Source organism: Nocardia sp. NPDC059764, from assembly GCF_042732555.1.
Taxonomy (GTDB): Bacteria; Actinomycetota; Actinomycetes; order Mycobacteriales; family Mycobacteriaceae; genus Nocardia.
Window position 1 is genome coordinate 17,672 of record NZ_JBHWHH010000081.1, and the last position, 13,361, is coordinate 31,032.

Consider the following 13,361-nt stretch of genomic DNA (forward strand, 5'->3'; position numbering starts at 1 on the left):
ATTGAAGATACTGCCACGAATATAGCCGACAACGCCCCAAGAAGGAGGGGCATACCCTCTCCGCCTGTAACAATTGCCAGGCACCCCCTTCGGAAGTCTTCAACTCTATCCGTCTGCGGGAGTTATCTATTCGCCATTCTTCGGTGTATTCGAGCTGCGCAAATCTTCCTACTCGTTCGTTCTGCGGTCGATTTTGAAAGGATCGGTAACTGTCATGACCAATATCAAGGTCGAAGACGTCCAAGGCATTCGCATTCTCACGCTGGCGCATGAAAAGCCCACGAATCCGGTGGGAAAGAGCTTCGCGGCGACCATCAGCAACGCACTGCGCGAAGCGGACGCCGACGACAGCGTCTCCGCCATTGTCATGACCGGCGGTAAGGATCGTTGTTTCAGCGCGGGCGGCGACTTCAACGAGGTGCGCGAGGTCGAGGGCGACGAGGCTGTGAACGATCTGATCGATTGGTGCACCGATCTGTACCTCTCGGTCCTGGATGTGCGCAAACCCCTGGTGGCGGCCATAGACCACCACGCCGTCGGGCTCGGATTCCAGCTCGCCATGATGTTCGACTGGCGAATCATGTCGACCCGGGCGGATATGTTCATGCCCGAGCTCGAGCACGGTATCGGCGCCTCGGTCGGTGCGACCATCTTCGCCACCACCTCGGGCTACGACGTCTCGCGCCATATCGTCATGTCGTGCCGGCCGATCAGTGCCGAACACGCGCTGAGCCTGCGCATGGCCGACGAGGTGTGCGAGCCGGAGTTCCTCGTCGAGCGTGCCGTACAGCGGGCGGTCCGCATGGGCAAGTACCCGCGTGCGGGGTTCTCTGCGACCAAGAAGGTGCTCACCGACCGGCTGCGCAATGCTCTCGAGAACACTCGAGAACAGTCGAAAGCGGTGCACCGGGAGGCCTTCCGCGCCAGGGCGATGCACAAGCACTTCAACAATGTGCTCGGCCTGGGCAACACCGAAGCGGTTGGCGCGGTGTCGTAATGAACGATCGTCACACTGCCACAGCCGGGGACACGGTCGGTACCGCGCTGTATTCGGCGCTGCGAGCCGTGGCGCTGGGGTCACCCGACGCACCGGCGGTGATCGGATACGACGGTGCGGCCTCGACCTACGGCCGATTGCTCGAGGCCACCGATGCCGCAGCGGCGCATCTCACCGGCCCCGCTGCCCCGGGTTGTCGCATTCTCGGTGTGGCAGTGGACGATCCCTTCACATTTCTCGCCGTGTACTTCGCGGCCGCGAAGCTTGACCTGGTGGCGGTCCTGTTGGACAGCCGGTTCACACCCGATGAAAAGGTCAGGCGGGCAGCTAAGTTCGATCTCGACGCGCTGGTGGTCGAGGCGCCCGCCGGGGGTGGCGCTTTCGAGATCGAACCGATTCCGCCGCGTGACGGTCAGGACTCGGCCCGGAACGGGTACCAGCCCGACGATTTCGTGATCCACTGCACCTCCGGATCGACCGGTGAACCCAAGGGCATCGTGCTGAGCCAGTCGGCGATCATGGCGCGGGTTCGTTCGTGGTCGCGCGAAATAGCTTTGGGCCCTGACGATGTCGTGCTCTGTGCGCTGCCGCTGTGGCACTGCCACGGCATCGACATCCTGACGCTGCCCGCGCTGCTGAGTGGTTCGACGATCGTGTATGCGCGGGCCGCGCGCCTCACCGGACGTGGTCTGGCCCGCATGATCAAGGCTCACGAGGTCAGCGTGGTCAGCGGACTTCCGGTGATGTACCAGATGCTCGCCGCGACCTCGGGTGTCGAGCCCGCCGCGCTCGCCTCGCTCCGGGTGGCGATCACCGGCAGCGCCCCGATCGCCGCGGACACCCAGGCGGTGTTCCGCGAGCGGTTCGGGCTGCCGCTGCGCCAGGTCTACGGGCTGTCCGAGATCGGGGCGCTGACCCACGACGCCGCCTGCATGGGTGCGGGAACCATTGGAAAGCCGCTACTGGACACGGAGTTTCGGCTGGCGCCGGTCGAAGTGTTCGCGGACGGCGAGCAACTGTCCGAGCTCTACGTCCGTGGTCCCTCGCTGGCCCGGGGGTACTACCGGGACGCCGCCGCAGAGTCGGAGATGTTCGTGGATGGCTGGCTGCGCACCCACGATCTGATCGAGGTGCGGCCCGAGGGCTGGTATGTGCGCGGGCGCATGTCCACCTTCATCAATGTCGCGGGCAGCAAGGTCGCGCCGCTGGAGGTCGAAGCCGCGGTGCGCGAGTGCGACGGTGTGCTCGATTGCGCGGTCGTCGGGGTTTCCGACGGCGCGAACGGTGAGCAGATCGCGGCACTGATCGTGGTCGACTCGGCCGTCGAGCTGGATCACGTGCGCAGACAGGCGAGTTCGCGACTGCTGCCGTACCAGCTGCCGCAGCTGTATCGGGTGACGGCCGCCGTGCCTCGAACCCCGATCGGCAAGATCGACTACGACGCGGTGCGGCGGGCCTTTCAGACCGAGGAACTGGCGCTATGACCGGCGTGGACGGGATACCCCAGCGGGGTGGAACCGCAGCGGTCCCACGGGACGCAGGGGTCGCCCTCGAATGGTGCGGTGCGAGCCTCACCCAATCGCACCTCGAGGACGCGGTCGCCGAGCTGGCTGAGCGGCTGCTCTCGGCGGGCTGTGCCGGTGCCGGCGTCATGGTGATGGGTCCGCTGTGTCCCGCATATGTCGTCGGGCTCCTCGCGACCTGGCGGGCGGGCGGAGTTCCGATACCGGTCGACGCGGGCCTGAGCGCGGAGCAATACCTGTGGCTGATGCGGCGCACCCGGCCCGCGGTGGTGATCAGCACCGACGTGACGCCCGTGGACCACTGCCACACAGTGGATTCCGGCACCGTGGAGCTGGTGCTGGAATCGGTCGGTGGGCGCGTCCTGGCCGAGTCCGAGGCCGCTGTCCGAGGCCCGCTGCGGTCCTTCGACGACCCCGACTCGGGGTACGTGATTCCCACCTCCGGCTCGACCGGCGAACCGAAAGCCATTGTCGGCAGCCGACGCGGACTGCACGAGTTCCTCCAATGGTTCCGCACGGAATTCGAATTGACCGCGAATGACCGGTGCGCCGCGGTCACGCGGGTGAACTTCGATCCGTCCCTGCGCGAAATACTCGGCGTGCTCGGCGCGGGCGGCACCCTGTGCCTGCCGCCCATCGATGTGCAATGGGATCTGCCGAGGATGGCCGACCACCTGCTCGAGTCGAGACCCACCCTGCTGTTCCTGGTGCCCTCGATCGCGACTCGGCTCGCGGCCGAACCCCGTTTCGACACCGCGCGGCTCACCGACCTGCGCCTGATCTTCTTCGCGGGCGAGGTCCTGGGCCGCCGGGTGGCCGAGCAGTGGCTCACGATCGCGCCCCACGCCGAGATCGTGAATCTCTACGGTCAGACGGAAGCGACCCTCGCACAGTTCTTTCGACGCCATGCCGAGCGCCCGGTCGAGTCGGGGAGCACGTCGATTCCGGTCGGGATTCCGCGCCCGGGTGTCGTGGTCGGTCTCGCCGATCCCGATGACGAAGGCGTCGGCGAGGTGCTGATCTCCTCGGTCGCGCCCGCCCTGGGCGCGCTCGGCGACGCCCCCGCCGCCGACGCCGCGCACACGATAGTCGCCTTCGATTCCCCACTGGCCACCGGCGACCTCGGATACCTCAGTGCACAAGGGGAATTGGTGGTCATCGGACGGTGCCGCAACGACATCAAGTTCGGCGGCAAGCGCGTCTCGTTCCATGACTTCACCGAAGCGGTCGAGGCCGAGCCCGAGGTGCGGCAGTGCGTGGTGGTCGACCACGACGGCCCACAGGTCTTCGTCTCGGTGGGCGACTCCGATCGCGCGTACGCGGCATTGCGCACCGAGATTGGGCGCATAGCCTCGGATTTACGGTTGCCGCGCTACGATCTGCACCTGCGCTCGGAGCTACCGATGCTGCGCAATGGCAAGGTCGATCGCCGGGCATTGCTCGAATCGCTGAGCGCGCCGGTTCCGTCCGCCGCGGTCGAGGTCGATCCGGGATCATCGCAGCAGGACCCGGGTTCGAGCCTGCGTTCGCTGTTCGGGCTCGACACCGAGACGATCGGATTCGCCGACGCGGGGATCTCCTCGCTGGAAATGCTCGATCTCGTCGCGAAGATCAACCGTCGCTTCGAGACTCGCCTTTCGGTGCACGACTGCTTCGCGGCTCGGGACCTGGCCGGGCTGGGGCGCGAGATCGAACGCAGCAGGCGCAACGCCGCTGCATCCGGCTCCACCGCCGTCACTCCGACCGGCGCATCGCGGACCTGGCCGGCAGAGACCTACCCGCTGTCCACGCGGCAGCTCGCCTACATCTGGGTGTGCATGGCGAACGGTAATGCCAACTGGTGCAATATCTCCCGCGAGATCCGGCTCGACCGCCGCGTGTCCGCGACCGAGTTGTCCGGCGCGATCGGCGGGCTGTTCGCCCGGCACGATGTGCTCGGCTTGGCGCTGTCGGCGGACTGGAAAGCCCAGACCCACACCGCTGCGGCGGCACTGAATGCTCGAATTGCGTTGCAGGAAACCGGATTCAGCGTCATGGAACCGGGCTATGACGCCCGCGTCCGGGACTCGCGGGCCGAGCTGGCGGCGGAACTGATCGATCCGACCTCCCCGCCGCCGTTGCGGGTACTGCTCCTGCTCGGGGTGGACGGGTGTTCGATCGTGCTGGTCGCGCACCACCTGTTCGTGGACGGACTCGGCATGGACGTGCTGTCCGACGAGCTGACCGCACTGCTGACGGGCCGCGAACGGGAACTGTCCGCGAATCCCGGCAGCTATGTCGACTATTGCCTCGCGACACCGCGCCCGGACCGGCCCGGTGCGGCGGCGGACTACTGGCGCACACTGCTGCGGGACATCAGCCCGGTCCGGCTCCCGGAATCGACCGACAGTGCCTCGGCCACCGGGGAATTGACCTCCCTGCCACTGGGTGTGCTGTGCACCCGGGCCGTGCATCAGATGGCCCGGCAACTCGGGGTCTCCTCGTTCGCCGTGGCGCTGGCCGCGTTCGAGATGACCACCGCCGAGGTGTTCGGGATCGATCGGGTCGCCGTCGTGGTGCCCGGGCAGGTGCGCCGAGATGTCGACGCGGCGGCCGTCGGGCTGTTCATGACCCAGCTGATCGTGCGCGGGACGGGCTCGCCCGCACTGCTGCCGAACAGTTCGGCGCTGGCCGGGCAGCTCGCGGACGGCATGGTCCACAGCGAATGGGAGTTCGACCAGCGGATCACCGAACTCGAACTGGACGATGACGGCCGCTATCCGCTGTCCACGGTCCTGTTCAATCAACGCCTGACCGCGCGCGGGCAGCGTCCGCGTGCGCTCGGGGTGTGGACGCCCCGGTCGCTGGGGCGCGCACTGCGCTACCAACTACAGGGCGAATTGCAGCTCTCCGGCCCCGAGCTGGTCATGACCTACTACTACCGGCGCGGCATCGCCGGCCCCGGTGCCGAGGTCATCGACCACTTCCACCGCACCTTCCTGCGGACGATCCGGACCGGGCGGGCCGCGGCAGACGCGGCCGCCGCAGCTGACAACCGCGCCGAGGAGCTGATCTCGTGACTTCGACCTTCACCACCGACTTCGTGCTCGGACCGATCCAGCGGGCCTATCTGGTCGGCGATCAGGACGGTCTGGAACTGCGCGGCCCCGCGCGCTACTACCTTGCCTGCGATATCGATATCGCGCTCGTCGCGGGCATTCAGGAGCGGCTGGACCGACTGGTTCGCGAGCATCCCATCCTTCGCATGGCCGTGGGCGCGGACCTGACGCCGACCCCCATCGGCGATGGCTCGGGCCTGGTCGTCGAGCAGTGGATCGTAACGGAGTCGGCCCTCGATTCCACAGATGCCCGCGTCAGTGACGAATTCCGTTCGGATGACCTCGAATTCGCCACCTGGCCGCAGTTGCGGGTGGCGGTTGTGGCGTCGCCGCGGCGGGCACGCATCCATCTGGTCTACGCGATGTGGCTGATGGACGCGGCGTCGCTGAGCCAGTTTCTGCGGGGTCTGATCTCGGAAAAGCCGGTGACCGCCGTCGATCCGGGCTGGCGGGCCGTGGACCGGCGGCGGCGCGAACGCGACGAAAACTATTGGCGGGCGGTCGCACCGACCCTGCCCGACGCGGCCGAGGTGCCGCTACGGCCGGGCTGGCGGCAATCGCATCGCGCCATCACCCATCGCATGCTGTGCTTCGACGCGGCGGTCGCCACGCGAATCGCGGCGCGCGGCCGCGCGCACGGCCTGACGGTTCCTATGATCTATCTGACCGTCTACGGCACCCTCCTGGGTGCGGTCGGTGGCGGGGTGGCGCACACGATCACGGTGCTGCGTTCACAACGAGACCGTTCCGGTGCGGAAGGTGCGATCGGGAACTACGGTGGCACCGCGCCCTTGGCGATACCCGAGCTGTGCGGACAGGATTTCGTCACGCTCGCGCGGGAAGTGCAGAGCCGCTTCCTGGAACAGTCGTTCCACACCTCGCTCAGCGGCGCCGAGATCGCCCGTTTGGGGGATTCGGCCACCAGCTTCCAGCGCCTGGCCCATCCTTTCGCGTTCACCGCGGTGGAGACCGACAGCGTTCGGGAAGTCGCGGCCGGGCTGCGGCGGGATTGGGACACCGTGCAGCTGCGGGTGCCGCAGGTGCTGATCGATCACCAGGTCGTCATGGATTCGGACGGCAGTATTCGATTGGGATTCGACTGGCGCTCGGCGGCGTTCGACGCGGGATTCATGGACGATTTCGTCGACAGCTACGCGCGCATCGTCGCCGACCTGGCGGATACCGAGTTCGCCTGGGTCGGTCCGCCCGAACCGGAAGCGATCGCGGCCGCCCCCACGATCGCGGCCCCCGCCGGCCCCGGGGCGACCCTGCACCGGCGCATCCTCGAAACGGCCGCGCGTACGCCCGACGCGCCCGCCGTACGAGACGACCGCGGCGAAATCACCTATGCCACGCTCGCCGCCGCCGCGATCGACCTCGCACAGCGATTGCGGGACGCCGGTGCGAGCCGCGGCGATCATGTCGGCATCCACCAATCCCGTGGGCGTGAGCAGGTGGTCGCGATCCTAGGCACACTGCTCGCCGGATGCGTGTATGTCCCTTTGGATCTCGGACTCCCCGACGGACGCCTCGATCGAATCGCCCGGCACGCCGATATTCGATTCGCGCTCACCGACGGCACCGCCGACATCGACGATCGCTGGCGCGTCCGGGGGGTTCTTCCCCTGCAGGCCATGGTATTCGAATCGGTTCGCGCGGCCCCGGCGGATCCTGAGTACGATGCCGCCGCGGTGGCCTATGTGATCTTCACGTCCGGATCCACCGGAGAGCCCAAGGGCGTGGTCATTCGACATGACGCGGCGCTCAACACGATCGACGCGATCAACGCCCTGCTCGAGCTCCGCCCGCACGACAGCGTGCTGTCCGTGTCCTCGATCGGATTCGACCTGTCGGTCTACGACGTGTTCGGCCCACTGCTCGTCGGCGGAACCGTGGCCATGCTGTCGGAGTCGACCGCTCGCACCCCGGCAGCCTGGGCCCGAGTGGTCGCGGATCACGGTGTAACGGTGTGGAATTCGGCCCCAGCCCTGGCGGCACTGCTCGCCGAGCAAGGTGGGGCGCTGCCTTCGATCCGGGCATACATGCTCAGCGGCGACTGGATTCCGCTCACCCTCCCAGCGGGATTGAATCGGTTGTCGCCCGACGCCGAGATGATCAGTCTCGGCGGTGCGACCGAAGGCTCGATCTGGTCCATCCACCACCGGATCACACCGGCCGACTGCACTGGGCGGTCGATTCCGTACGGTAGGCCGCTGTCCGGGCAGGACATCCTCGTCCTGGACCCGGACCGTCGATCCTGCCCGGACTGGCACATCGGCGAGATCTACATCGCCGGTGCCGGTGTCGCCGACGGCTATCTGAACGATCCGGAGCGAACCGCCGCCGCGTTCGCGCACGATCCGCGGTACGGATGGATCTATCGCACCGGTGATCGCGGGCGGCGCGCACCGGACGGCGTCATCGAGTTCCTCGGCCGGGTGGACAGCCAGGTCAAGGTCAATGGTTATCGCGTCGAGCTGGGTGAGATCGAATCCGCGCTCACCGCGACGGGATACGCGCGGCGGTGTGCGGCGAGCGTCTCGGCGGACGGCCGCGGGGTCGTCGCCTACCTGACGCTGTCGGCAACGGCCGGAGCCGATTGGCGACGAGCGATCACCGCCGCGCTGCGCGACGAACTGCCCTCGTACATGGTGCCGTACGCCCTCATCGAGGTGGACGAGATTCCACTGACAAGCAACGGCAAGGTCGACTATCGCGGATTGCGTTCGCTCGCACCGATTCTCGATGCCGATCCGGACGCGACCGCCGCACCGGAAGAGACCGGCATGCACAGCCAGGAGGTTTCGGCCTGTTGGTCGACGATTCTCGGCAGACCGGCGGGGACACAGAACTTCTTCGACGCGGGTGGCAGCTCCTTCGACGCCATTCGCCTGCTGTCGCTGCTGCGCAGCCGGTGGGGATACGAGGTGTCCTTCGGTGAATTCCTCACCGACCCGACCATTGCGGGTCTGGCCACGATGTGCGCGCACGCCCGGTCCGGGAACAGTTCGGCGGTATGGAGTTTCGCGCCCCGCGCGGTCGCGAGCCCGCGCGGGCGGGTGATCCTGTTTCCGCCGGTCGGCGGTGGGGTCTCCTGCTATTCGCCGGTTATCAGCGGGCTGCCCGCCGATTTCGACGTCCACGTCATCGGAATGGACCGGCCACAGGACGTCCCGGCTGCGGATCTGCCCGCATTGGCCGCGGTCTGCCTCGCGGCCTTGCCGGTCGAGCTCGAGAACTCCGACATCCCCTGTGTTTTCGTCGGCTGGTCGTTCGGCGGCGCACTGGCGTACGAAGCCGCCGGGCGCAACACGTACGACGTCCGGACCGTGGTGGTCATCGATACCCCCGTGACCGCCCCGGCGCGGCACCGCGGCGCCACCGAGGCGGAGCTGATCGACGGCTTCATCGGCGACATCGCCCGCGCCGGTGGTGTCGACGTCGGCACCGAGGCGATCAACGTGGATCCGGCCCTGCGGAACAGATTCGAGGTCTATCGCCAGAACCTGCTGCTGTTGCGCGACTGGACGCCGACCCCGCGCACCACACCCGTCGTCGAGTTGCGCGCCCGCGAGCAACCGGCCGAAATCGACCCGAACGGGTGGCGGCACAACGCCGGACACGTCACGACCGACGTGCTGGACGGCGGGCATTTCGAGGTGTTCGAACCGACGAACGCACAGCGGGTGCGGGCGGCAATCGAGAACGGAATCTTGTGACTGATACAGCGGTGCGCTCGGTGATCATCGGCGAACTACGCACGCGGGGATGCGAACTCGCGGACGGCGAGGACGAGGTGGACCTGATCGCGGCCGGGGTCAACTCGGTGAACCTCGTCCGGATTCTCACGGCGCTCGAGGAGCGGTTCGACATCGAGTTCGAAGCCTCCGGGTTCTTCGCCCAGCCGGTCACCGTCGCGCGCCTCGAAGCGGAAGTAAATCGACACCTGGTGTGAAAACCAAGAAGGGCAAACGATGAAACTGTCAGAAGACCAGCTGGCCGGGTACGAACGTGACGGCTTCACCGTCGTGCCGTCGGCTTTCACCGCCGCCGAGGTCGAGACCCTGGCCACCGGCTACTCCGAAGACCTCGAGCTGGACGGCCCGCACGTGGTCATGGAACCGGACTCCGGCCGGGTCGGCGCGCTGTACGCGGCGCATCTGCGGCGCACCGAATTCGCCGCCCTCGTCCGTTCGGCCACACTGCTGACGCCGGTGCATCAGCTGCTGGAGACCGATGGGGTGTACGTCTACCAGCTGAAGATCAACGTCAAATCAGCGCTGGGCAACAACAAGGTCGACTGGCATCAGGACTACGCGGCTTGGAAGATCGCGGACCGGCTGCCCGCACCGAACCTGGTGAACGTGGCGGTGCTGCTGGATGATTCGACCGAGTTCAACGGGCCGCTGTACTTCATTCCGGGTTCACACAAGGCGGGACTCACCCTCCGCGCGGGGGGCGGTGCGATGACACCCGGACAGCATTTCGATCCGGCCGACATCGCCCTCGGCGCGGACGAGCTGGCACGACTGATCGACCGCAACGGCATTCGAAGCATTCGGGCCGAGGCCGGGTCGGTCGTCTACTTCCACCCGGAGATCGTGCACTCCTCGCCGACGAACATGTCGCCGGCCGACCGCCGATTGCTGATCATCACCTACAACCACAGCCGGAACCTGCCCGCGACAGAACGTCCGGAATACCTGGTCGGCCGGGATACCGCGGCGCTGACCGTCACCGGTTCCGCGGCCCACGATTCGATGGAGGCAGCACTATGACCAAGTCCAGAGCAATTGTACTCGAGGAATTCGGTGTGCCACCGGTCGTTCGAGAGTTCGCGCTCACCGAGGTCGAAGGCGCCGATATCGTGGTCGCCTGCGAGTACGGCGGCGTCTGCGGCACGGACCTGCACCTGCAACAGGGGCACTTGCCGATCCCGACGCCGCTCGTCCTGGGGCACGAGGGTTTCGGCCGGATTCAGGAGCTCGGACCCGACGCCGTCGCCGACTCCAACGGCCTGCCGCTGGCAGCCGGGGACCTGGTGATGTGGGCGTCGTCCGTTTCCTGCGGCAGCTGTACCGCCTGTCGCGACCTGCGGGAACCGACGCTGTGCCCGGCGCGGCAGACCTGCGGCGTCAACCGTCCCGCCACCGTCGCCCCGGGACTGTTCGGGTCCTGGGCCGACCATATCCTGCTGCGCGCCGGCACCACGATCGTCAAGGTTCCCGACGATATCGACCCGATCGCCGCCATGGCCTTCGCGTGCGCGGGTCCGACGATGGTGCACGCGCTCTTCGACCGGCGACCCGTCCGGGTGGGCGAAACCGTTGTCGTACAGGGCAGTGGGCCGGTCGGTCTGGCCGCCGCCGCCATCGCGCAGTGTTCGGGCGCGGCCGAGGTGGTACTCATCGGCGGTCCCGCCGCGCGCTTGGAGCTCGCCGCCCGCGCGGGAATCGGTGATCATCATGTGAACGTCATCGACGCCGCCGACCGGAACGCCGCGCTGGGGCTGGTCAACGAATTGTGCCGGGGCGGTGCCGATCTCGTCATCGAGTGCACCGGCGTCCCCGCCGCGGTACAGGAGGGCTTCAGCTTCGCCCGCCGCGGTGGATCGATGGTCATCGTCGGGCAGTACACCGACGCCGGTGACACCGCCTTCAACCCGCATCAGATCGTGTACCGGCAGCTCGACATCTACGGATCGTGGGCCTTCTCGGGCGCGCACCTGGTCCGGTACCTGCAACTGCTGCCCATGCTGGCCGGGCGATTCGATCTCGCGTCACTGGTCACGCTGTTTCCGCTGGACCGGGTCGAGAACGCGCTCGCCGCCGTTGCCGACGGCTCGGTCATGAAGGCGGTGCTCGCGTGCGGGTCCGCCGACAGTAACCGGGAGCGCCGTTGAACGAGTCGGTGTTGATTCGTTCACCGCTGGTGGACAGAGCGCGGGACGTGGCCATGCTAGCCGCCGAACACGCCGACGCGGCCGAAGCCGCGTATTCGCCGTCACCTGTGGTGATTCGGGCCGTGGTGGCGGCCGGGTTCGCCCGGCACTGCGTGCCTTTGCGGCTCGGCGGCCCGGGCGGAACGTTCGCCGAACTGAAGGAAGCCGCGACCATCATCGGCGCGGAATGCCCGGCGACTGCCTGGTGCGCGGTCGTGATGGCGCTCATGGCCCGAACCGCCGGCTATCTCTCCCCGGACGGCCGTCGCCAACTCTGGGGCGCTGGACCGGATGTCTTCATCGCGGGCGGTGTGGCTCCCCGGGGCACCGCGGAATCGGCGAACGGCGGATGGTTGCTCTCGGGCGTCTGGCCGCTGGTGAGCGGGTGTGAACACGCGGATTGGGTGCTGCTGTCGGCCACTGCGACCGAGGACAACGCGACGACGGTGCGCATGTTCGTCGTACCGTGCGCGGCCGTGGGTATCGAAGCGACCTGGGACGACGTCGGAATGTGTGCGACGGGCAGTCATTCGGTCGTCGTCGATCAGGTCTTCGTGCCGGTATGGATGAGTTTTCCGTACGCGATGGTCACCGAGGTCGACGCGCCCGCGCCGGGGCCGGACGGCCGGGCGGTGCCGATGCTGGCGGTGAACTCGCTGCTGTTCTGTCTGCCGATGCTCGGCGCGGCGCGCGGCGCGCTCGCGCAATGGGCGCGATTGATACAGCCCAAACTGCGCGACCGGCCGCCGGGCACGGATCCGGTGCTGGCGCACCTGCGGGAGGTCTTCGCGCGCAGTTCCGGCGAAATCGATGCGGCGGAACTGATTCTGGACCGTGTGGTCGGCATCGCTGATACGGCGGCGCAGGTCGGCCAGGCCGACGTGGTGCGGAACCAGCGCGACTGTGCGCTGGCCGCGGATCTGCTCATCACGGCGGTGGACCGGCTCATGCGCAGTTCGGGCACCAAGGGCCACAGCGCCCGGGGCGGTCTGCAACGACTGTGGCGCGATATCCACACCGCGGGCGGGCACGCGGCGCTGCAATTCGGACCGGCCGCGGTGGGGTACTCACGGGAAAATCTGGAGCGGTGACAGCGATTATCGACGCGGGGGAACTCGCCACGGGCACGCGTTGCGATCGTGGCCCACAGTCCTCGTACCGAGAGGTATTGGCGCGGTACGGGTTCGCGGTACTGGAACCGGGTGCCCCCGACTCTCTGTCCCTCGAACAGATCATGGCGGCGCTGGGGGATCCGGTGCCGTACCAGTTCGGCACCAAGCTGACGATGGAGCAGCGGCCCGGGACCGACAACTCCCAGTTCCGGACCGGCGCCATCCCGATGCACGCGGACGCCATTCTGAACGCCACCGATGTCAGTTATATCGGGATGGAATGCTTGGAAGCGCCGGAGCAGGGTGGGGAGACGTTGATCGCGCGCAGCGCGGCGTTCTTCGAGGTCGCGCCCGCCGCGTTGGTCGAAACGCTGCGGAATATCGAAATCGAATATTGGGCGAATGTCACCGGGTTCTATGTGCGGAATTCAGAAGGAAATCCGGTACGCGCGCCCATTCGTGTGGATCCGGTCACTGGAGCCGACACGCTTCATCTGGGAGTTGCTTATCCGGAGGACGAGACCAGAAATTTCGGTGCGGCGGTCGTCGGCTACAGCGGCGAGCAGAGTCTCGAGCTTTTCGCGAAATTGGCTGAGGTTTTGAGTCGGTCAGAAGTGATGTACCGGCACAAATGGGAAGTCGGTCAGGTGCTGGTGCTCGACAACCGGCGAGTGCTGCACGGCAGAGAGG

At 67.3% G+C, this 13,361-nt stretch carries 9 protein-coding genes; all 9 read left to right on the top strand.

Features of this window, described 5'->3' with window-relative positions; translation table 11 throughout:
• Nucleotides 1-73 precede the first annotated feature (73 nt).
• Nucleotides 74-997, top strand: coding sequence for an enoyl-CoA hydratase/isomerase family protein (locus ACFV4K_RS19340; protein ID WP_379276493.1), 924 nt, complete (start codon nt 74-76; stop codon nt 995-997).
• A complete protein-coding gene (locus ACFV4K_RS19345; protein WP_379276495.1) occupies nt 997-2,481 on the top strand; it encodes a class I adenylate-forming enzyme family protein in 1,485 nt (494 codons plus the stop codon). The genes ACFV4K_RS19340 and ACFV4K_RS19345 overlap by 1 nt, the downstream gene beginning before the upstream one ends.
• The gene (locus ACFV4K_RS19350; protein WP_379276496.1) at nt 2,478-5,579 is read left to right on the top strand and encodes an AMP-binding protein; all 3,102 of its coding nucleotides are present in this window, start codon (nt 2,478-2,480) and stop codon (nt 5,577-5,579) included. The genes ACFV4K_RS19345 and ACFV4K_RS19350 overlap by 4 nt, the downstream gene beginning before the upstream one ends.
• Entirely contained in the window at nt 5,576-9,337 is a 3,762-nt protein-coding gene (locus tag ACFV4K_RS19355) for an amino acid adenylation domain-containing protein (protein WP_379276497.1), read from the top strand. Before ACFV4K_RS19350 ends, ACFV4K_RS19355 begins: the two co-directional genes overlap by 4 nt.
• The gene (locus ACFV4K_RS19360) at nt 9,334-9,573 is read left to right on the top strand and encodes an acyl carrier protein (protein WP_379276498.1); all 240 of its coding nucleotides are present in this window, start codon (nt 9,334-9,336) and stop codon (nt 9,571-9,573) included. Before ACFV4K_RS19355 ends, ACFV4K_RS19360 begins: the two co-directional genes overlap by 4 nt.
• A gap of 19 nt (nt 9,574-9,592) precedes the next feature.
• On the top strand, nt 9,593-10,396 hold the full coding sequence (locus tag ACFV4K_RS19365) for a phytanoyl-CoA dioxygenase family protein (protein WP_379276499.1): 804 nt from the start codon (nt 9,593-9,595) through the stop codon (nt 10,394-10,396).
• Nucleotides 10,393-11,520 carry a zinc-binding dehydrogenase gene (locus tag ACFV4K_RS19370; RefSeq protein ID WP_379276500.1) on the top strand — a complete coding sequence of 376 codons (1,128 nt, stop codon included), beginning with the start codon at nt 10,393-10,395 and terminating at the stop codon, nt 11,518-11,520. The genes ACFV4K_RS19365 and ACFV4K_RS19370 overlap by 4 nt, the downstream gene beginning before the upstream one ends.
• Nucleotides 11,521-11,573: 53 nt before the next feature.
• Entirely contained in the window at nt 11,574-12,650 is a 1,077-nt protein-coding gene (locus tag ACFV4K_RS19375; RefSeq protein WP_379276502.1) for a hydrolase, read from the top strand.
• Nucleotides 12,647-13,361, top strand: a 715-nt coding sequence (locus ACFV4K_RS19380; RefSeq protein ID WP_379276501.1) for a TauD/TfdA family dioxygenase, incomplete at its 3' end; no start/stop codon positions are given. The genes ACFV4K_RS19375 and ACFV4K_RS19380, both read left to right, overlap by 4 nt.

Bases quoted from the DNA above. Each gene is read 5' to 3' on its own strand.
- ACFV4K_RS19345 (WP_379276495.1), top strand. From the start codon at position 997: ATGAACGATCGTCACACTGCCACAGCCGGGGACACGGTCGGTACCGCG.
- ACFV4K_RS19350 (WP_379276496.1), top strand. From the start codon at position 2,478: ATGACCGGCGTGGACGGGATACCCCAGCGGGGTGGAACCGCAGCGGTC.
- ACFV4K_RS19365 (WP_379276499.1), top strand. From the start codon at position 9,593: ATGAAACTGTCAGAAGACCAGCTGGCCGGGTACGAACGTGACGGCTTC.
- ACFV4K_RS19370 (WP_379276500.1), top strand. From the start codon at position 10,393: ATGACCAAGTCCAGAGCAATTGTACTCGAGGAATTCGGTGTGCCACCG.
- ACFV4K_RS19375 (WP_379276502.1), top strand. From the start codon at position 11,574: ATGCTAGCCGCCGAACACGCCGACGCGGCCGAAGCCGCGTATTCGCCG.